This is a genomic window from Kribbella antiqua, from assembly GCF_004345665.1.
In the GTDB taxonomy this organism is placed as follows: domain Bacteria; phylum Actinomycetota; class Actinomycetes; order Propionibacteriales; family Kribbellaceae; genus Kribbella; species Kribbella antiqua.
This window is the reverse complement of record NZ_SLWR01000001.1, coordinates 686544-706614: the sequence shown is the minus strand read 5'-3', so window position 1 is coordinate 706614 and position 20071 is coordinate 686544. Positions and strand designations below refer to the sequence as shown.

At 67.5% G+C, this 20071-nt stretch carries 15 protein-coding genes and 1 tRNA gene; 12 read left to right on the top strand and 4 right to left on the bottom strand.

The features are described from left to right. Position 1: 1 nt before the first annotated feature. Positions 2 to 856 carry a phosphotransferase gene (locus tag EV646_RS03430; protein WP_132143747.1) on the bottom strand — a complete coding sequence of 285 codons (855 nt, stop codon included), beginning with the start codon at positions 854 to 856 and terminating at the stop codon, positions 2 to 4. Positions 857 to 1097: 241 nt separating this feature from the next. Here EV646_RS03430 and gltB point away from each other — a divergent pair, with 241 nt between their 5' ends. The 4 genes from gltB to pyk all read left to right on the top strand — a co-directional run bounded on the left by gltB (position 1098) and on the right by pyk (position 10296). After that, on the top strand, positions 1098 to 5636 hold the full coding sequence (gene gltB, locus EV646_RS03425) for a glutamate synthase large subunit (RefSeq protein WP_199236764.1): 4539 nt from the start codon (positions 1098 to 1100) through the stop codon (positions 5634 to 5636). After that, on the top strand, positions 5636 to 7102 hold the full coding sequence (locus tag EV646_RS03420) for a glutamate synthase subunit beta (protein ID WP_132143745.1): 1467 nt from the start codon (positions 5636 to 5638) through the stop codon (positions 7100 to 7102). Before gltB ends, EV646_RS03420 begins: the two co-directional genes overlap by 1 nt. Before the next feature lie 89 nt (positions 7103 to 7191). Next, on the top strand, positions 7192 to 8745 hold the full coding sequence (locus EV646_RS03415; RefSeq protein WP_132143743.1) for a metallophosphoesterase family protein: 1554 nt from the start codon (positions 7192 to 7194) through the stop codon (positions 8743 to 8745). 99 nt (positions 8746 to 8844) lie between these two features. Further along, positions 8845 to 10296 (top strand): pyruvate kinase, encoded by a 1452-nt coding sequence (gene pyk / locus EV646_RS03410; protein ID WP_132143741.1) that lies wholly within the window; start codon positions 8845 to 8847, stop codon positions 10294 to 10296. Between the two features lies 1 nt (position 10297). Here the strand turns inward: pyk and EV646_RS03405 are convergent, their stop codons facing one another. Next, a complete protein-coding gene (locus tag EV646_RS03405; RefSeq protein ID WP_132143739.1) occupies positions 10298 to 10639 on the bottom strand; it encodes a VOC family protein in 342 nt (113 codons plus the stop codon). A gap of 32 nt (positions 10640 to 10671) precedes the next feature. On the opposite strand from EV646_RS03405, the gene EV646_RS03400 reads away from it, so the two are divergent. Then, positions 10672 to 11418: a pentapeptide repeat-containing protein gene (locus EV646_RS03400; protein WP_132143737.1), complete on the top strand. Its 747-nt coding sequence runs from the start codon at positions 10672 to 10674 to the stop codon at positions 11416 to 11418. On the opposite strand, the gene EV646_RS03395 is transcribed toward EV646_RS03400, so the two are convergent. Both EV646_RS03395 and EV646_RS03390 read right to left on the bottom strand, forming a co-directional pair. Next, complete coding sequence (locus EV646_RS03395; protein ID WP_132143735.1) at positions 11399 to 12148, bottom strand: helix-turn-helix domain-containing protein; 750 nt, start codon at positions 12146 to 12148, stop codon at positions 11399 to 11401. The two genes, EV646_RS03400 and EV646_RS03395, sit on opposite strands and share 20 nt — an antisense overlap. A 47-nt stretch (positions 12149 to 12195) precedes the next feature. Beyond that, positions 12196 to 12270 (bottom strand) — tRNA-Leu (locus tag EV646_RS03390). Positions 12271 to 12343: 73 nt separating this feature from the next. On the opposite strand from EV646_RS03390, the gene EV646_RS03385 reads away from it, so the two are divergent. The 7 genes from EV646_RS03385 (at position 12344) to EV646_RS03350 (ending at position 20038) form a co-directional block, all read left to right on the top strand. Continuing rightward, on the top strand, positions 12344 to 13117 hold the full coding sequence (locus EV646_RS03385) for a helix-turn-helix domain-containing protein (protein WP_132143733.1): 774 nt from the start codon (positions 12344 to 12346) through the stop codon (positions 13115 to 13117). A gap of 15 nt (positions 13118 to 13132) precedes the next feature. Next, positions 13133 to 13720, top strand: a complete 588-nt coding sequence (locus EV646_RS03380; protein WP_199236763.1) for an ANTAR domain-containing response regulator — start codon at positions 13133 to 13135, stop codon at positions 13718 to 13720. Positions 13721 to 14022: 302 nt separating this feature from the next. Beyond that, a complete protein-coding gene (locus EV646_RS03375) occupies positions 14023 to 15264 on the top strand; it encodes a branched-chain amino acid ABC transporter substrate-binding protein (protein ID WP_241995221.1) in 1242 nt (413 codons plus the stop codon). An 85-nt stretch (positions 15265 to 15349) separates the two neighbouring features. Next, positions 15350 to 16666 (top strand): branched-chain amino acid ABC transporter permease, encoded by a 1317-nt coding sequence (locus EV646_RS03365; protein WP_241995219.1) that lies wholly within the window; start codon positions 15350 to 15352, stop codon positions 16664 to 16666. Continuing rightward, positions 16663 to 18390 (top strand): branched-chain amino acid ABC transporter permease, encoded by a 1728-nt coding sequence (locus tag EV646_RS03360; RefSeq protein WP_132143729.1) that lies wholly within the window; start codon positions 16663 to 16665, stop codon positions 18388 to 18390. The genes EV646_RS03365 and EV646_RS03360 overlap by 4 nt, the downstream gene beginning before the upstream one ends. After that, positions 18387 to 19325, top strand: coding sequence for an ABC transporter ATP-binding protein (locus EV646_RS03355; RefSeq protein ID WP_132143727.1), 939 nt, complete (start codon positions 18387 to 18389; stop codon positions 19323 to 19325). Before EV646_RS03360 ends, EV646_RS03355 begins: the two co-directional genes overlap by 4 nt. After that, positions 19322 to 20038 carry an ABC transporter ATP-binding protein gene (locus EV646_RS03350; protein ID WP_132143725.1) on the top strand — a complete coding sequence of 239 codons (717 nt, stop codon included), beginning with the start codon at positions 19322 to 19324 and terminating at the stop codon, positions 20036 to 20038. The genes EV646_RS03355 and EV646_RS03350 overlap by 4 nt, the downstream gene beginning before the upstream one ends. Positions 20039 to 20071 lie beyond the last annotated feature (33 nt).

Here is a 20071-nt window from a genome sequence, read left to right as displayed (position 1 = left end):
TTTACCAGCGCCCCGGTTCACTGGACGCAGCGTCGACGGCCTCTTCGGCCACCGCTGCCATCAACGCCAACCGCTCGACGTGATCGCCGGGATCCGGCTGACTCAAAGCCCACGCGGCACGTGACACAGCTGTGTACGCCGCCACCAGCACAGCCCCACGGCGTACGACGGCTGTGTCACCGTCGTGAGCCTCCAACAACTCGTCCAGTGGGGTGTCGACGGCCAGCAGCAGGTAGGCGAGGTCGAACCCGGCCGGCCCAAGACCGAACTGCTCCCAGTCAATCGCCAGTACGTCGTCCCCGTCGCGGCCGAGCAGGTTCACCGGATGGGCGTCCCCATGCACTGGCACCCGGGGGAGCGCGTCGAGCACGTCCAGCGCCGCAGAGCGTCGTACCCACAGCGAATCAACTGCCGCGACCAGCTTCCGAGGTAGTCCGGCACCCTCAAGAGCCGACCAGCCGCCCCGTCGCTCAACAGTCGCCAGACGGTCACGCAGTACGTCGCGAGCGCCCCACGCAGGCTCCTCCACCCCAGCGCTCGCAAACCGCCCCAGAGCCGCAGCCAGCGCCAGCGGAGACCACCCAGCGGCCGGTACGTAGGCCATCCGCAAGGTAATCCCACCGGCATCCCGCTCCACCCCCAGACAGGCCGGTGACCGCAGCCCCGGGGTGGAGCGATCGATCCCCGATTCGGCGATCAGGGCCTGTCGCTCCCAGTAGCCGTGGTGACGGTGGTCCTGCACGCCAGGCACGAGGCGTTTGACGACCTCCCGCGAAGGTGTGAGCCAGACGCCACCGTTGGATTGCCCGGTTCCGGCGAGGAGCGGGCGCCAGTCGGCGGCGGGCTGCCAAGTCACAGCGACGGTTGTATCAGTCTCGGTAGGTGAACTTCAGGTGCATTGTGTGGTTGAGAAGCGAGTTGGCTGGGAAGATGGAGGGGCAAGTAGTGAGCGCTTGCTTACTGAGGGTGAGTACGGCGTTGTGAGGGTGGAATGGGAGTCCATCTGTCGGGCTCCATGAGGTAGTCTCGGGACTCCCGGCTTGGGCCAATGTTGTCCCGCGGCCAGTTGTTGACCGTAGGACGACGGGAGCTCCTGAATGTATGGTCGCCCCCCCTTCTCACTTGGGCAGAGGCCGAGCGAGGGTCTGTACGACGGACGGCACGAGCACGACGCTTGTGGTGTCGCTTTCGTCGCGACCCTGACCGGTGAACCCAGCCACGACATCGTGGCGAAGGCTTTGACCGCCCTGCGCAACCTCGAGCACCGCGGCGCTTCCGGCGCCGAACCGGACTCCGGCGACGGTGCCGGCATCCTGATCCAGATCCCGGACGCCTACTACCGCAGGGTGTGCGACTTCGAGCTGCCGGTGCAGCGCAGCTACGCCACCGGTATCGCCTTCCTGCCGGCCGACCCGGACGACGCCGCCAAGGCGATCGACCGGATCGAGGAGCTGGCCGCCGAAGAGAACCTCGACGTACTCGGCTGGCGCGACGTGCCGACCACGCCGGACCTGCTCGGCGCCACCGCACGCTCGGTGATGCCGACGTTCAAGCAGCTGTTCGTCACCGCGACGGCCGGCCGCGTGCTCGGTCTGGCGCTGGAGCGGATGGTCTTCCGGCTGCGCAAGCGCGCCGAGAAGGAGACCGAGACCTACTTCCCGTCGCTGTCCGGCCGGACCATCACCTACAAGGGGATGCTGACCACCGACCAGCTGGACAAGTTCTTCCCCGAGCTGACCGACTCCGATCTCGCTTCGGCGATCGGGATCGTGCACTCGCGGTTCTCCACCAACACATTCCCGTCCTGGCCGCTGGCCCACCCGTACCGGTACATCGCCCACAACGGTGAGATCAACACCGTCCAGGGCAACCGCAACTGGATGCGCGCGCGCGAGGCGCTGCTGGCCAGCGACCTGATCCCGGGCGACCTCGAGCAGCTCTACCCGATCTGTACGCCGAGCGCGTCGGACTCGGCCTCGTTCGACGAGGTGCTCGAGCTGCTGCACCTCGGCGGCCGGTCGCTGCCGCACGCGATGCTGATGATGATCCCGGAGGCGTGGGAGAACGCCACCACGATGGACCCGCAGCGGCGTGCGTTCTACGAGTTCCACTCGACCCTGATGGAGCCGTGGGACGGCCCGGCGTCGGTCGTCTTCTCCGACGGCACCAAGGTCGGCGCGGTGCTGGACCGCAACGGCCTGCGGCCGTCGCGGTACTGGGTGACCGAGGACGGTCTCGTCGTACTGGCGTCCGAGGCCGGCGTACTCGACATCGACCCGGCCACGGTGACCGAGAAGGGCCGGCTCGAGCCGGGCCGGATCTTCCTGGTCGACGTCGAGGCGCACCGCATCATCACCGACTCCGAGGTGAAGAACGCCCTCGCGAACGAGAACCCGTACGACGAATGGCTGCACGCCGGGCTGATCCGGTTCGAGGACCTGCACGAGCGTGAGCACGTCGTCCACAGCCACGCGTCGGTGACCCGTCGCCAGCAGGTGTTCGGGTACACCGAGGAGGAGCTGCGGGTCATCCTCACCCCGATGGCCAAGACCGGGGCCGAGCCGATCGGGTCGATGGGCACCGACACTCCGATCGCCGTACTGAGTGAGCGGCCGCGGCTGCTGTTCGACTACTTCGCGCAGCTGTTCGCACAGGTCACCAACCCGCCGCTGGACGCGATCCGCGAGGAGCTCGTCACCTCGCTGTCCTCGTCCCTCGGCCCGGAGTCGAACCTGCTCAACCCGAGCCCGGCGTCCTGCCGTCAGGTGGTGCTGCCGTTCCCGGTCATCACCAACGACGAGCTCGCCAAGCTCCGCCACATCAACCTGGACGGCGACATGCCGGGCCTGGCGACCACGGTGCTGCGCGGCGTGTACGACGTCGAGGGCGGCGGCGAGGCGCTGAAGGCGCGGCTCGAGGAGATCTGTGCCGAGGCCGACGCGGCGATTCAGGACGGCGCCCGCATCCTGGTGCTGTCCGACCGGCACTCCAACGCCGACAGCGCGCCGATCCCGTCGCTGCTGCTGACCGCCGCGGTTCATCACCACCTGGTGAGGGAGAAGACCCGTACGCAGGTCGGTCTGGTCGTCGAGGCCGGTGACGTCCGCGAGGTCCACCACGTCGCCCTGCTGATGGGGTACGGCGCCGCAGCGATCAACCCGTACCTCGCGCTCGAGTCCGTCGAGGACCTCGTCCGCCAGGGCACCTATCTGCCCGGGATCGACGCCGAGAAGGCGATCCGCAATGTGGTGAAGTCGCTCGGCAAGGGCGTCCTCAAGGTGATGTCGAAGATGGGCGTGTCGACGGTCGCGTCGTACACGGGTGCCCAGATCTTCGAGGCCAACGGTCTGGCGCAGGAGCTGGTCGACACCTACTTCACCGGTACGTCGTCCAAGCTCGGCGGAGTCGGGCTGGACGTCATCGCCGAGGAGGTCCGCCGCCGGCACCTGCGCGCGTACCCCGCGGACGGCATCTCGCCGGCGCACCGCAAGCTGGAGATCGGCGGCGAGTACCAGTGGCGGCGTGAGGGTGAGCCGCACCTGTTCGACCCGGAGACGGTGTTCCGGCTGCAGCACAGCACCCGGACCGGTCGCTACGACATCTTCAAGCAGTACACCGCGCGCGTGGACGAGCAGTCCGAGCGGCTGATGACGCTGCGCGGTCTGTTCGGCTTCAAGTCCGACCGCGAGCCGATCTCCGTCGACGAGGTCGAGCCGGTCAGCGAGATCGTCAAGCGGTTCTCCACCGGCGCGATGAGCTACGGCTCGATCAGCGCCGAGGCGCACACCACGCTGGCGATCGCGATGAACCAGCTCGGCGGCAAGTCCAACACCGGTGAAGGCGGCGAGGACTCCGACCGCCTGCACGACCCGGCCCGGCGCAGCTCGATCAAGCAGGTGGCGTCCGGACGGTTCGGTGTCACGGCGGAGTACCTGACCAACTCCGACGACATCCAGATCAAGATGGCGCAGGGCGCGAAGCCCGGCGAGGGCGGTCAGCTGCCCGGCAACAAGGTCTACCCCTGGGTGGCCAGCACCCGGCACTCGACCCCGGGTGTCGGCCTGATCTCGCCGCCGCCGCACCACGACATCTACTCGATCGAGGACCTGGCTCAGCTGATCCACGACCTCAAGAACGCCAACCCCGCGGCCCGCATCCACGTGAAGCTGGTGTCCGAGGTCGGCGTCGGCACCATCGCCGCGGGTGTCAGCAAGGCGCACGCGGACGTCGTACTGATCTCCGGTCACGACGGCGGTACCGGTGCGGCTCCGCTGACGTCGCTGAAGCACGCCGGTGGTCCTTGGGAGCTCGGCCTGGCCGAGACCCAGCAGACGCTGCTGCTCAACGGACTGCGCGACCGGATCGTCGTACAGACCGACGGGCAGTTGAAGACCGGGCGGGACGTCGTTGTGGCGGCGCTGCTCGGCGCGGAGGAGTACGGCTTCGCCACCGCGCCGCTGGTGGTGTCCGGCTGCATCATGATGCGGGTCTGCCACCTCGACACCTGCCCAGTGGGTGTCGCGACGCAGAACCCGGTACTGCGCGAGCGGTTCTCCGGCAAGCCCGAGTTCGTGGTGAACTTCTTCGAGTTCATCGCCGAGGAAGTCCGCGAGTACCTGGCCGAGCTGGGCTTCCGGTCCCTCGACGAGGCGATCGGGCACGCCGAGGTGCTGGACATCCAGCGCGCGGTCGACCACTGGAAGGCCGACGGCCTCGACCTGTCGCCGATCCTGCACGTGCCGGCGCTGCCCGAGGGCGCGTCCCTGCACCAGGTCGTCGAGCAGGACCACGGCCTGGACAAGGCGCTCGACAACGAGCTGATCCGGATCTGCCAGCCGGCGCTGGAGACCGGTGAGCCGGTGCGGGCGCAGCTGGAGATCCGGAACGTGAACCGGACCGTCGGCACGATGCTCGGCCACGAGATCACCAAGCGGTACCGCGCGGCCGGCCTGGCCGACGGCACCATCGACCTGACCTTCACCGGGTCGGCCGGCAACTCGTTCGCCGCCTTCGTCCCGCGTGGTGTCACGCTGCGCCTCGAGGGCGACGCCAACGACTACGTCGGCAAGGGCCTGTCCGGCGGCCGGGTGGTCATCCGTCCGGACCGGCGGGCCCGGTTCGACGCGGCCGACCAGATCATCGCCGGCAATGTCATCGCGTACGGCGCGACGTCGGGCGAGCTGTTCATCAGTGGTGGCGCCGGGCAACGGTTCTGTGTCCGGAACTCCGGGGCCACCGCGGTCGTCGAGTCGGTCGGCGACCACGCCTGCGAGTACATGACCGGTGGGCGCGTCGTCGTCCTCGGCGCCGTCGGCCGGAACTTCGCGGCGGGCATGTCGGGCGGCGTGGCCCACGTGCTCGACCTGGACCACGCCTTGGTGAACCCGGAGCTGGTGGATCTGCACCCGGTCACCGAGGACGAGTCCGAACTGCTGCACGACCTGGTCCGCAGGCACCACGAGGAGACCGGTTCGGAACGGGCGGCCAAGCTGCTCGCCGACTGGCCTGCCGCGGCGGCCAGGTTCACCACGGTGATGCCCCGCGACTACGCCCGGGTGCTGGCGGCCAAGGCGGCCGCCGAGCGCGACGGGCTGGACGAGGACGCCACCACGCGAGCGATGATGGAGGCCATCTGATGGCTGACCCGAAGGGATTCCTGACCACCCCGCGCGAAGTCGCCGAGCGTCGTCCGGTCGACGAGCGGGTGAAGGACTGGAAAGAGGTCTACCCCGGTGGGCCCGGCAAGGCACTGCTGCCGATCATCACCAAGCAGGCCGGGCGCTGCATGGACTGCGGCATCCCGTTCTGCCACTCCGGCTGCCCGCTGGGCAACCTGATCCCGGAGTGGAACGACCTGGTCTGGCGGGACGACTGGTCCGGCGCGATCGAGCGGCTGCACGCGACCAACAACTTCCCGGAGTTCACCGGCCGGCTCTGCCCGGCGCCGTGTGAGCCGGCTTGCGTGCTCGGCATCAACCAGGAGCCGGTGACGATCAAGAACGTCGAGGTCTCGATCATCGACAAGGCCTGGGAGTCCGGTGACGTCAAGCCGCAGCCGCCGGAGTGGCTGACCGGCAAGACGATCGCCGTCGTCGGCTCCGGCCCGGCCGGTCTCGCGGCCGCGCAGCAGCTGACTCGCGCGGGTCACACCGTCGCGGTCTACGAGCGGGCGGACGCGCCGGGCGGACTGCTCCGCTACGGCATCCCCGAGTTCAAGATGGAGAAGCTGCAGGTCGACCGGCGGATCCAGCAGATGAAGGAGGAGGGCACGGTCTTCCGCTCCGGCGTCAACGTCGGCGTGGACGTGACCGGGACCCAGCTCAAGCAGCGGTACGACGCCGTCGTCATCGCGACCGGCGCCACCGCGGCCCGCGATCTGCCGGTACCAGGCCGCGAGTACGGCGGTATCCACCAGGCGATGGAATACCTGCCGCAGTCCAACCGGGTCGCGCTGGGGGAGACGGTCGCGGACCAGATCGTTGCCACCGGCAAGGACGTGGTGATCATCGGTGGTGGCGACACCGGCGCGGACTGCCTGGGTACGGCGCACCGGCAGGGCGCCCGGTCGGTCACCCAGCTGGAGATCATGCCGCGTCCGGGCGACGACCGTCCGGCCGGGCAGCCGTGGCCGACGTACCCGATGATCTACCGGGTCGCCTCGGCGCACGAGGAGGGCGGCGAGCGGGTCTACTCGGTCTCGACCGTCAACTTCGAGTCCGATGCCGCCGGCAACGTTTCTGGGCTGAACCTGGTCGAGGTGGAGTTCAAGGAGGGGCGCTTCGTCCCGATCGAGGGTACCGAGCGGACCATCCCGGCGCAGCTCGTGCTGCTGGCGATGGGCTTCCTCGGCCCGGAGCGCGAGGGCTTCCTCGAGCAGCTGGGGGTCGAGCTCGACGAGCGCGGCAACGTCAAGCGGGACAAGTCCTACCAGACGTCCGTGCCCGGGGTCTTCGCCTGTGGTGACGCCGGCCGGGGCCAGTCCCTGATCGTCTGGGCCATCGCCGAAGGCCGCTCCTGCGCCAACGGCGTCGACACCCTGCTCACGGGTTCGTCGACGCTGCCCACACCCATCCCGCCGACCGCCCGTCCGCTGGCGGTCTGATCCGGTACGCGATGAACCGGGCCGTAGGCAACAAACCGTTGCCTGCGGCCCGGGATGCAATCTCTTGCCTGGGCCAATACGGTTGACCCATGGCTAGCCGCCGCCTGGTCACCAGAGCTCGGCTCCGCGCGATCACGCCGTGGGCCGCTCTCGGCCTGCTCTGGCTGGTCACGTCGGTCTTCGTCGGCGTGCTCGGTTTCGCCAACGACTCCGAACGAGTCACCATCGGCGCGCACGCCGCCACCGTCTCACCCACGTTCGACGGCCACGCCACGCTCGACCTCGGCGCCGTACTCCCGCGCCTGCGGATCGCCACCGACACCGCGTTCGGCATCGGCGTCAACGTAGACGTCCAGGAGACCGACGCCAACAACCTCACCGAGCTGCTCAACCGCGACGCCCTGATCGCCTCCCAGCCCGACGGTGAGATCGCCCGGATCCAGCAGGTCGTCCAGGAGATGGCCGTCGACAACGCGGTCGCCGGCGCCGGTTCCGGTCTGCTGGTCGCCGTCGTCGTCGCGACCATCTGGACGATGCTCGGTCCGCGCCGCCGCCGGGAACTGGTCCACTACGTGCATACCCACGAACGCCGCGTGGAGCACCGGGCGATCGTCGTACTGGTGGCGATGCTGATCACCATCGCGTCGATCTTTGGTCCAGGCCAGATGCGTCCGGCCGAGGTGCCACCGACCGAGTGGCGCCCGCTGGCCGAACTGTTGCCCGAGTTGTCCTTCGACGAACGCCTCACAGGGGTCGAGGTCGCGGCCGGGTTCTCCACCACCGGCGGCGTCGGTGTCATCCGTACGGCGGTCGAGACGTACGAGCGATCCACCGAGTTCTACGGCAAACTGAAGGAACGGGTCAGCCAGGTCGGCGGCCGGATCCACCAGGCGACCGAGGACGAGACTGTCGCGCTGCTGGTGTCGGACCGGCACGACAACATTGGTATGGACCCGTTTGCGGCCGAGGTGGCGAAGGTGGCCGGCGCGAAGGTGCTGATCGACGCCGGCGACGACTCCTCGTCCGGGCAGTCCTGGGAGGTGTTCAGCATCCACTCGCTGCGCCAGCACTTCAGGGACCTGAAGGTCGTCGCGGTGGCCGGCAACCACGACGCCGGCGGGCACATCGAGGACGCGATGCGCAAGAACGGTTTCACCGTGCTGGACAGCAAGCCGGTCGAGGTAGAGGGCATCCGCTTCCTCGGCGACAGCGACCCGACCAAGACCGGGCTCGGCAGCGCGGACCAGCCGGGCGACGAGACGATCGCCGAACAGTCCGAGCGGCTGGCGAACGTCGCCTGCGACCAGCCGTCGGACAAACGGATCTCCACGTTCGTCGTCCACGACCCGTCGTCGTTCGCGGACACAGCGACGCGGGGCTGCGCGACCCTGCTGCTGTCCGGCCACCTGCATCGCCAGGTTGGACCGGAGCACAAGGTGGTGAACGGGCTGCCGGTCACGACGTACACGAACAGCACCACCGGGGGAGCGGCGTACGCGTTCGCCCTCGGGTACACCTTGAGGCGGCCGGGCGAGGTCACCCTGATCACCTACTCGAAGGGCCAGCCGATCGGCCTGCAGACCGTCACTGCCGAACTCACCGGCGACATCACGGTCGGCGCCTACACCCCCTTACCTTCTTGACGAATCAGCCGCCGTCCCTGATTGACCTTTGTTGTTAACCGTCCAGTAATGGGGGCGGACCAGCGGACAGGTGGTCTTGTAGGAGTAGGGTTTTGTGACGTGCGTCGCGCAAAGATCGTTTGTACGCTTGGCCCGGCTACGGCCGCCCCCGAGCGCATCCTGGAACTCGTCCAAGCAGGTATGGACGTCGCAAGGCTCAACCTGAGCCACGGAGCCCATGCGGAGCATGAGCGCATCTACCAGCGGATCCGTACCGCCGCCGCGGAGACCGGGCAGAACGTCGGCATCCTGGTCGACCTGCAGGGCCCGAAGATCCGGCTGGCGGAGTTCGCCGAAGGCAAGGTCACGCTGACCTACGGCGAGCGGTTCACCATCACCACCCGCGAGGTCCCGGGCGACGTCACCATCTGCGGTACGACGTACGACGGCCTGCCGGGCGACGTGAACCCGGGCGACCAGCTGCTCATCGACGACGGCCGGATCGCGCTGGTCGCCGAGGAGGTGACCGAGACCGACGTGGTCTGCCGGGTCACCGTCGGCGGGCCGGTGTCGAACCACAAGGGCATCAACCTGCCCGGCGTCTCGGTCAGCGTGCCGGCGCTGTCGGAGAAGGACGCCGAGGACCTGCGCTGGGCGCTGCACCTGCCGGCCGACATGATCGCGCTGTCGTTCGTCCGGGACGCGGCCGACATCCAGCTGGTGCACAAGATCATGGACGAGGAGGGCCTGCGGGTCCCGGTGATCGCCAAGATCGAGAAGCCGCAGGCGGTCGCCAACCTGGACGAGATCATCGAGGCCTTCGACGGGTTCATGGTCGCCCGTGGTGACCTCGGCGTGGAGCTCCCGCTGGAGGAGGTCCCGCTGGTGCAGAAGCTGATCATCGACCAGGCCCGGCTGAACGCGAAGCCGGTGATCGTCGCGACCCAGATGCTGGAGTCGATGATCTCCGCCCCGCGGCCGACCCGGGCCGAGGCGTCCGACGTCGCGAACGCCGTACTGGACGGTGCCGACGCGGTGATGCTGTCCGGCGAGACCAGCGTCGGCCGGTTCCCGATCGAGACCGTGAAGACGATGTCGCGGATCGTGGAGTCGACCGAGGACCACGGCCTGAGCCGGCTCAAGGAGATCGAGTGGGAGCCGCGGACCAAGGGCGGCGTGATCGCCCGGGCCGCCGCCGACGTGGCGGAGCGGCTGGATGCCAAGTTCCTGGTCGCCTTCACCCAGAGCGGCGACACCGCGCTGCGGCTGGCCCGCTACCGCACCGAGATCCCGGTGCTCGCCTTCACGCCCGTCCCGTCCGTCAGCTCCTGGCTGAGCGTCGTCTGGGGCATCGAGACCCACATCGTCCCCACCGTCGACCACACCGACGAAATGGTCCGCCAGGTCGACCAGCGCCTGCTCGAACTCGGCAAACTCAACAAGGGCGACATCGTCGTCATCGTGGCCGGCTCCCCACCCAGCATCCCCGGCTCCACCAACGCCCTCCGAGTCCACCGCATGGGCGACGCCATCGAAGGCATCGCCCCGGCGTACCGCACGCCCAACCCGTAGTTCAGTCGGGGAGGTTGTAGGCGACTGGGTGCAGCGGCTGGTAGACCGGGAGGCCGGCGCCGCTGGGCAAGGGTATTGACGCGAGGCGGCCCCAGCGGGCTTCGGTGATCTGCTGGGGACTGTCGAGCTTGGCGAGCAGGGCTTCCAGGTCCTCGCACATCAGGTAGAACTCGTGGTGTGGGTTGTCGTCGGTTGGATGTACGGCGATCTCGGCCGGAGGCAGCCGGAAGATGAGCCAGCCCGCGCCGGCGTCGACGTGCGGGAAGCCGAGCACGTCCCGGATGAACGCCCGGTCGGCCTCGGCGTCGGTGCTGTAGATGATCACGTGCGATCCGGTGAACATGGTGTGCTCCTCTCTGCTGGCAGGCTAGCGGGGTGCGTGGGCTTGAGGAGCTGAAGAAGGCCAAGTTGCGAGGGCTCGATCAGCATGGGGTTCGGGTCGTCGGGGCGCGGTGGACCGGTTGCCGGATCTCGGAATGTTCCTTTGCGGACGCCGTACTGGAGGATCTGCGGATCTGGGACACGCAGGTGTCGGACTGCTCGTTCGCCGGGGCGTCTCTGCGCGGCGCGGTTCTCGGCAGTTGGCACAAGAAGCGGCGAAACGAGTGGCGGCAGGTGTCATTCGCCGGAGCCGACCTCCGCGGCGCCGTACTCATCGGTGCGCTCTTCGACGGCTGCGACTTCTCCGCCGCGCGCCTGGACGGCGTCCAGTTCGAACAATGCGATCTCCGCAACTCCACCTTCGCCGGCCCTCTCCGCGACGTGCTCTTCGACTGCCGCCCACTGCCCGACCGCCCCACTCCCGCGCCCCTCCGCGACCTCGACTTCACCGCCGCCACCTTCCAGCACGTCGAATTCCGCGACGCCCACCCCGAGCACGTCGTACTGCCGAAAGACACCCACTTCATCCCCAACTACCGCCCCACCGCCCGCCAGGCCCTAGCCGCCCTAGAGTCCGACCCATCACCGGAAGCCCACATCCTCCGAGCCGAACTAACCAACGCCCTCCACGGCCCAGGCACCGAGGACGGCGCGGCCCTCTACAACCCTCACGACTACCTCACCCACTCCGAGCCCCTAGCCACCCTGGCCGCTCAGCACCTCAACCCTTCGGCCCGATGAACTCATCGAGCCGCGCGACCGCCTCCCGCCGCGCAACCGACAGCGCGTTCCGCCGCGGCATCCGCCACGGGACACCGACCAGATCAAGCGCCCACTGACAGATCCGCATGATGTCGCCGGACTCGTTGGAGAACATGTACCGCGGATACTCGTACCGCTTCACCGTCCCGCCGACCACCCGAGTCGCCCAATTCGCCACCCGGCAGCCATCGGAGTTGAACAACCCCCTCAGCAACATTTCGGGGCATCCGGCAACAATCTCCACCTGCCAAGGCGCCAGCTCGATCTGCCGCCGATGCTTCGGCCCATTCCCATGCTGCGGGAACAAGCAAGGCCAGTGCTTCCAGTACGAGACGACCGAGATGTACCCAACTGCCTGGACCCGATGGACAGGCCTCGTCGGATGTACGGCGGCGATCACCTGCGCAGCCTCGTCGACGAGACGTGGATAGCCCTGATCACAGGCAATCCGCAACGAGTACACGTCTTTCTTCAACCGCGACAGGCACCCGTCGCCCAGATAGAGCCCCAGCAACAACGCATACGCCTCATGCGGCAACTGCCCGTCCGAACACCGCGGACAGCCGGACGGGTTCGTCACAGCCGGCGGCCGATCCCGCCACTCACGAAGCGTCGACCGACTCACACCAAGCCACTTGCTGACAGCGTTGAGACTCTCCCCACCCGCCACCGCAGCCAACGCCAGCTGCCGCGTCCGCTCGTCGTACATGACACGAGGTTTGCAGCCGCCACCGACAGATCTGTCAGCCGAATTTGTGCCCTGGGTGGGACTCGAACCCACACTGTATGGTGTTTGAGACCATCATCTCTGCCGGATTGGATTACCAGGGCATGTGGTCAAGATCCTAGCCCATGGAACCGGTCGATCAGCAAAATTGTCGGTGCTCGGCGACATCCTCGTGGCATGGGTCACTTCCGATCGCGAGAGACGGTCGAGTCCGCGTTGCGGATGTCCGACGAGGGCGTGCCTGATCGGGTCAACGCCGAGATCCACGGTGTTGCCCTGCGAACGATTCGGACCTGGCGGCGGCGGTATCAGCGCGACGGACTGATCCGGGTCGGCAGCGGGTATCCCGCGACATCGTGTCCTCAATGCGATGGGGCTGAGCTGGACGAGGCGGCGTACGCATTGCTGCTGGGGTGGTACCTGGGCGACGGATCGATTGCCCGCGCGCGGAGGGGCGTATTCACGCTGCAGATCGCTAACGATCAGCGATACCCCGAGCTGAACCAGGAGATCGCCGAAACGATCCGGCGAGTGAAGCCGAATGCGAGCCCATGTCTGCGCAGTGGCTCCGGCTCGGTACGGATCGAGGCGCGGTGGAAGCATTGGCCCTGTGTGTTCCCCCAGCACGGCGCCGGGCGGAAGCATCTGCGGAAGATCGAGTTGGTGGACTGGCAGTTGGAGATTGTTGCCAAGTACCCCGAACAGTTGCTGCGGGGACTGTTTCACTCTGATGGGTGCCGGTTCGTGAACTGGGCGAGCAAGCCTGATGGCAAGCGGTACTACTACGTGCGTTACATGTTCTCTAACCAGTCCGGGGACATTCGGAACATACTGACGGCTGCGTTGGATCTTCTGGGCATTGCTTGGCGGCAACCCCGCCTGGACCACATTGCGGTCAGCCGGAAGGAGGCCGTTGCGGCGCTGGATGCCTTCGTGGGTCCTAAGTCGTGAGCGGGGGTCGATACAGTGTCGGGTGTGACTGCTAAGCGTGTGGTGATCGCTGAGGATGAGGCTTTGATTCGGATGGATCTGGCCGAGATGCTGGCGGAGGAGGGGTACGACGTCGTCGGGCAGGCGGGGGATGGGGAAGAGGCCATCCGGCTGGCGACCGAGCATCGGCCCGACTTGGTGATCCTCGACGTCAAGATGCCGAAGCTGGACGGGCTGAGCGCGGCGGAGAAGATCGCCGGCGATCGGATCGCACCGGTGCTGATGCTGACCGCGTTCTCGCAGCGGGAGCTGGTCGAGCGGGCCCGCGACGCCGGCGCGATGGCGTACCTGGTGAAGCCGTTCTCCAAGGCCGACCTGCTGCCCGCGATCGAGATCGCCGCCTCCCGGTACGTCGAACTGGCCGAGCTCGAGCGCGAGGTCGCCGACCTGGCCGACCGGCTGGAGACGCGCAAGCTGGTGGACCGGGCCAAGTCGATCCTGCAGACGAAGTTCGGGCTGTCCGAGCCGGACTCGTTCCGCTGGATCCAGAAGACCGCGATGGACAAGCGGGTCTCGATGCGTCAGGTGGCCGAGCTGGTGGTCTCCGAGGCCGGAGATTCCTGACGCCAGGGCCGCGATGTCGGCCCGAACGGGCACGGATCGTTACCTCGAACGCGTTGCTGGTGACACACCGTGCCTGATATGGCGGATTTGCGACTCGTACCCATCACGTAAACATGCGCAAGCCTGACGCTCTGTCACCGAAACGGCGGCAAGACAGTAACCAGATCAACGGACGATGCTTACCGGGGTAACGACATCGCAACGCAGGCTGTGCGCGGTTCGCTTGGAACCATTCACGGGTCTAACCTGCCGGTGCTCGCGGCAAACGCGGGAGTCCGGCGATCTGCCCGGACTATCCAGACATGGGAGGAACAGTGCACCAGCGTTCCGTAGTACGGGTCGGCGCGTCGCTGATCGTTGCGTCGTTGGCCCTGACTGCCTGCGGTTCACGCAGCGGCGATGACTCCGGGGGGAGCTCCGGTGGTTCGACCAAGACCGCCAAGATCGGCGTGATCGCGCCTCTGTCGGGAGACCTCTCCGCGCTGGGTCTGGGTATCCAGCACTCGGTCGAGCTCGCCGTGAAGCAGGCGAACGACTCCAACGCGATCCCGGGCTGGAAGCTCGAGGTCGTGCCGAAGGACGACGAGGCCAAGACCGAGCCGGGTAAGAACGCCGCCACCGCGCTGGCCGGCGACAAGGACGTCATCGGTGTCGTCGGCACGCTGAACACCAGCGTCAGCCAGCAGGTCCAGCCGGTGCTCGCGCCGAAGAACATCGTCCAGGTCTCGCCGGCCAACACCGGCCCGGGCCTGACCCAGGGCGCCAAGTGGCAGACCGAGCCGAAGCGGCCGTACGCCACCTACTTCCGGACCTGCACCACCGACGCGGTCCAGGGCCCCTTCGCTGCTCGCTACCTGTACGAGACCGCGAAGATCACCAAGGTCGCCACCATTCACGACAAGAAGGCGTACGGCCAGGGCCTGGTCGGCACCTTCACCGAGGAGTTCAAGAAGCTCGGCGGTCAGGTCGTCGCTCAGCAGACGATCAACCCGGACGACTCGAACTACCAGGCGGTCATCTCGGCGATCAAGCCGGCCGCCCCGCAGGCCGTCTACTACGGCGGTGAGTACCCGAACGCGGGTCCGCTCTCGCAGCAGATGAAGGCCGGCGGCCTGAACATCCCGCTGATGGGCGGCGACGGCATCTTCGACCCGAAGTACATCTCCCTGGCCGGTAAGACCGCCAACGGCGACCTGGCCACCTCGGTCGGCGCTCCGGTCGACACCCTCGCGTCGGCGAAGAAGTTCATCGCGGACTACAACGCGGCCGGGTACAAGGACCCGTACGCGGCGTACGGCGGTTACTCCTACGACGCGGCCAACGCGATCATCAACGCGCTGAAGGTCTCGCTGAAGGACGCCTCGGACGTCGAGTCGGCCCGTAAGGCCACCGTGGACGCCCTGCAGCAGGTCTCCTTCGACGGCGTGACCGGCAAGGTCGCGTTCGACCAGTACGGCGACACCACGTCCCGGGTGCTGACCGTCTACAAGGTCGACGGTGGCAAGTGGGCCACTGTCCTTTCCAAGGAACTCCCGAAGACCTGACGGAGTCGACCTCATGACCTCGGGGGTGGGAGCTGATCCTCCCACCCCCGTGGCATGTTCTAAACAAGGGAGTTAGGAGGTCGACATGGACCAGTTCCTCCAGCAGCTCGTGAACGGGCTGACCCTGGGTTCGCTGTACGCCCTGATCGCGGTCGGTTACACCGTGGTGTACGGCATCGTGCAGCTCATCAACTTCGCCCATGGCGAGGTGTTCATGATCGGTGCGTTCGGCGCACTGACGACGTACTTGTTGTTCTTCGACGGTCAGACCGGCGTGTGGATCCTGCCGATCATGATCGTCGGCGCCATCGTCGCGTCGGTCGGCACGGCGGTGCTGATGGAACGTGTCGCGTACCGTCCCCTGCGGAACGCGCCACGCCTGGCACCGCTGATCACGGCGATCGGTATTTCCGTGTTCCTGCAGGAATTCGTTCGTTTGTTTTACGACCAGCCGCAGTGGACCGTGGTGGTCTTCGCCGCCTTGGCCCTTGCCCTCGGCTACTTCCTCGGCGCGAGGCTGGCGAAGACCGAGCTGAACAGCCCGACGACGAAGTGGTACGACCGCGCCCCGCTGATCGGTGCCGCGGTCGGTGCGGTCGCGCTGTGGGCCGTGGTCCGGCTGGTCGAGCGTGACCTGACGCCGCTGCTGGTGCCGGGTGTGATCGTGCTCGGAGCCCTCGTCGGTACGGCGGCGGGCTGGCTGGCCGGTTTCGCCGTACGGCGTAATGCGCGCTACCAGGTCAAGTTCGCGGCGATCGCCGAGGCGGCTGCCATTTCGGCCGTCGGGGCGGAGCTGGGCTGGGTGATCTTCAAGTCGATCATCACCGACATCGAGTGGCCGAGCGCCAAGCAGCGGATCCCGTTCCCGCAGATCGACGTCGTCAGCGGCGCTGCGCTGGAGGCCGGTGGTGTGACCATCCAGCGCTCGGCGATCTTCACCGTCGCCGCGCTGGCGCTGTGCGCGATCCTGCTCTGGTACTTCATCAACCGGACCCGGCTCGGCCGCGGTATGCAGGCGGTCTCGCAGGACCCGGACACCGCCCGGCTGATGGGTATCAACGTGGACCGGATCATCGTGGTCGCGTTCGCGCTGGGCGCCGTACTGGCGGCCATCGCGGGTGTGTCGCAGGGCCTGCAGAACAACAACATCGACTTCAGGATGGGCTTCCTGGCCGGTCTGAAGGCGTTCACGGCCGCCGTCCTCGGTGGTATCGGCAACATCTGGGGCGCCGTCGTCGGTGGTCTGGTGCTCGGTGTCGTCGAGGCGATGGCCACGCAGTACATTCCGGGTGCGTTCGGTGGTAGTACCTGGAAGGACGTCTGGGCGTTCGTGATCCTGATTCTGGTACTGGTCTTCAGGCCGCAGGGCCTGCTCGGCGCAAGGGTGGTGGACCGGGCATGAGCGACGTGACGACAACTCCGGAGGCTCCGGAGACCGAGGTTCAGACGGCCAAGCCGTTGGCGTGGCCGCTCGGCCTCGCCGGTGTGGTGCTGGTCATCGCCGGGTCCTTCCTGTCGTGGAGCTACGACGGAACGATCCTGGGCGATCTGTCGATCAACTTGTACCCGGGCAGCCTGCAGATCCTGACGATCATCGTCGCCCTACTGGCACTGGTCCTGCTGCTCGCCGAGAAGGGTCCGCTGACCAAGCTCGGCGGGTGGCTCGATGCCACGCTCGGCCTGCGGGCGCTGGGCATCTGGCTGACGCTCTACATGGTGCTCGTCCTGGTCGCGATCGCGACCGAGTCCGACGGCCTGATCAATGTGAACCCCGGCGGATACATCTCGCTGGTCGGGGCCGCGCTGATCCTGGTCTCGTCCCGGATGCTGCCGTTGCGGCAACTGCGGGACATGAGCGAGGCGAGACTTCCGGGCTGGTTCGAGATCCTCTCGATCGCGGTCCTGATGGCGGCCGCGCTGTTCGTGGCGGCGTTCGCGCTCGGGCTGCAGGACGCCTGGTCGTTCGTGCTCTGCCTGGTGTTCATCGCGGCCGTCGTCGCCGGGCTGTTCCGGACTGGCTCGATGACCTGGGTCGGGCATGCTGCCCAGCGCAACAAGAAGGTGCTGACGCTGTCGGCGTTCGTGGTGGCGTTCCTGTTCCCGTTCACCCAGGGCGGGTCGGACGCGAACATGTCCATCGCGACCCAGGTGCTGGTGTTCAGCGCCACCGCGATGGGCCTGAACATCGTGGTCGGCCTAGCCGGCCTGCTGGACCTCGGGTACATCGCGTTCCTCGGGTCCGGCGCCTACGTGGCGGCGACACTGTCGAACTCGGCGTTCGCCACCATCGGGTGGAAGCCGCCGTTCCTGGTGGTCGTCTTGGTCGGTGCCTGTGTGGCGGCGCTGGCGGGCCTCATCATCGGTTCGCCGACGCTGCGGGTCTCGGGTGACTACCTGGCCATCGTGACGCTGGGCTTCGGTGAGATCTTCCGGTTCTCGATGTTCAACCTGGACGGCAACAACGGGCCGAACCTGACCAACGGGCCGAACGGTATCCCCGGTATTCCGGACCTGGAGCTGTTCGGCTTCAACTTCGGCGACGAGCACAATGTCGCCGGGATCGACCTGGGCCGATTCTCGAACTACTACTTCCTGCTGCTGATCCTGATTGGCGGCGTCATCCTGGTCTTCTCCCGGCTGAACAACAGCCGGATCGGCCGTGGCTGGGTGGCGATCCGGGAGGACGAGAAGGCAGCCGAGGCGATGGGCGTGAACGTGTTCGGGCTGAAGCTGCTCGCGTTCGCGGTCGGTGCCTTCCTGGCCGGCCTGGCCGGTACGGTCAAGGCGCACCAGGACGGCGCGGTCAGCCCGGACCAGTACATCTTCCTGGAGTCGGCGTTCCTGCTCGCCGCGATCGTGCTCGGCGGTATGGGCACCATCGCCGGTGTGTTGCTGGGAGCAACGATCCTGAAGCTGCTGCCGGAAAAGCTGCGGTTCTTCTCGGAGTACCGGCTGCTGCTGTTCGGTCTGCTGCTGGTGCTGATGATGCGGTTCAGGCCGGAGGGCCTCGTCGCCAACCGGCGCCGGCTGCTGGAGTTCCATGAGGAGGACGAGGCGCTGGCCGAAGCGGTTGAGGCCGAGCACCTCGAAGCTGAGGAACAGCTCGTCGTCGAGGAGGCGAAATGACCGTCACTGAGACGAGGCGCACGGCACCGGAGATCGGACAACCGGTGCTGGAGGCTTCCGGCGTGACCATGCGGTTCGGTGGTCTGCTGGCGGTCAACAACGTCAACCTGACCGTCCGGGAAGGCGAGATCGTCGGCCTGATCGGCCCGAACGGAGCCGGCAAGACGACGTTCTTCAACTGCCTCACCGGCCTGTACAAGCCGACCAGCGGCCAAGTCCGGTTCGCCGGTGCGCCGAGGAAAGCGAAGTCGCCCGAGCGCCAGCAGCGCGAGTCGGCGGAGGCGGTTCCGGTGCAGCCGCTCACCGGACTGACGCCATTGGCGCCGAAACCGCGGGCCGTCGTACGCGCGGGAATGGCGCGGACGTTCCAGAACATCCGGCTGTTCGCCAACATGACCGCGCTGGAGAATGTCATGGTCGGGCGCTACTGCCGGACCAGTTCCGGCGCGCTCACGTCGGTCCTGCGCGGACCGAAGTACCGTCGCGAAGAGGCCGCCACCCGGGCCCGGGCGCAGGAGCTGCTCGAGTTCGTCGGCCTCGGGAAGTCCGGGGAGCACCTGGCCCGGAACATGCCGTACGGCGACCAGCGGCGGCTGGAGATCGCCCGCGCGCTGGCCACCGACCCGAAGCTCATCCTGCTGGACGAGCCGACGGCCGGTATGAACCCGCAGGAGACCCGCCAGTGCAGTGACCTGATCTTCAAGATCCGGGACTCTGGCCTGTCGGTGGTGGTGATCGAGCACGACATGCGGTTCATCTTCAACCTCTGCGACCGGGTGCTCTGCCTGGTCCGCGGCGAGGCCCTGATCGAGGGCACGCCGGCCGAGGTGCAGTCCGACCCGCGGGTGATCGAGGCCTACATCGGCACCGGCGACGAGGACGTCGACGAGGACGACCGGCCGCAGGACTCCGTAGAGGGTGAGGAGGCCCCATGACCGCGATGCTCGAGGTCCGCGACCTGGAAGTTGCCTACGGCAAAATCCTCGCGGTGAAGAAGATCAGCTTCAGCGTGGACCAGGGTCAGGTCGTGTCGCTGATCGGCACCAACGGCGCCGGTAAGACCACCACGCTGCGGACGATCTCCGGGCTGCTCCGGCCGTCGTCGGGTGAGGTCTGGTTCCAGGGTGAGCGGATCGACACGATGCCGGCGCACGACATCGTCGCGCGGGGGCTGTCGCACTCGCCGGAGGGCCGGCGGATCTTCGCCAAGCTCTCGGTCGAGGAGAACCTGCTGCTCGGGGCGTTCGCCCGCAAGGATCAGGGCGGGATCCGCACCGATCTGAACGCGGCCTACGACCTGTTCCCGATCCTGGGGGAGCGGCGCAAGCAGCCGGCCGGGACGTTCTCCGGCGGTGAGCAGCAGATGCTGGCGATGGGCCGGGCGATGATGAGCCGGCCGAAGCTGATGATGCTGGACGAGCCGTCGATGGGTCTGTCGCCGATCATGATGCAGCGCATCATGTCGACGGTGACCGAGCTGCAGCGGCAGGGCACCACGATCCTGCTGGTGGAGCAGAACGCGCAGGCGGCGCTGAAGCGGGCCGACTACGGCTATGTGCTGGAGGTCGGCAAGATCGTGCTGTCCGGCACCGGCCGCGACCTGCTGGTCAACGAGGACGTCCGCAAGGCCTACCTCGGCGAGGACTGACGCAGTAGTTGCCCTGAGCCCCCTGGCGTCACG

Coding starts and splice junctions, on each gene's coding strand:
- gltB (WP_199236764.1), top strand. CDS start 1,098: ATGTATGGTCGCCCCCCCTTCTCACTTGGGCAGAGGCCGAGCGAGGGT.
- EV646_RS03420 (WP_132143745.1), top strand. CDS start 5,636: ATGGCTGACCCGAAGGGATTCCTGACCACCCCGCGCGAAGTCGCCGAG.
- EV646_RS03415 (WP_132143743.1), top strand. CDS start 7,192: ATGGCTAGCCGCCGCCTGGTCACCAGAGCTCGGCTCCGCGCGATCACG.
- EV646_RS03405 (WP_132143739.1), bottom strand. CDS start 10,639: ATGTTCACCGGATCGCACGTGATCATCTACAGCACCGACGCCGAGGCC.
- EV646_RS03395 (WP_132143735.1), bottom strand. CDS start 12,148: ATGTACGACGAGCGGACGCGGCAGCTGGCGTTGGCTGCGGTGGCGGGT.
- EV646_RS03385 (WP_132143733.1), top strand. CDS start 12,344: ATGGGTCACTTCCGATCGCGAGAGACGGTCGAGTCCGCGTTGCGGATG.
- EV646_RS03375 (WP_241995221.1), top strand. CDS start 14,023: ATGGGAGGAACAGTGCACCAGCGTTCCGTAGTACGGGTCGGCGCGTCG.
- EV646_RS03365 (WP_241995219.1), top strand. CDS start 15,350: ATGGACCAGTTCCTCCAGCAGCTCGTGAACGGGCTGACCCTGGGTTCG.
- EV646_RS03360 (WP_132143729.1), top strand. CDS start 16,663: ATGAGCGACGTGACGACAACTCCGGAGGCTCCGGAGACCGAGGTTCAG.
- EV646_RS03355 (WP_132143727.1), top strand. CDS start 18,387: ATGACCGTCACTGAGACGAGGCGCACGGCACCGGAGATCGGACAACCG.
- EV646_RS03350 (WP_132143725.1), top strand. CDS start 19,322: ATGACCGCGATGCTCGAGGTCCGCGACCTGGAAGTTGCCTACGGCAAA.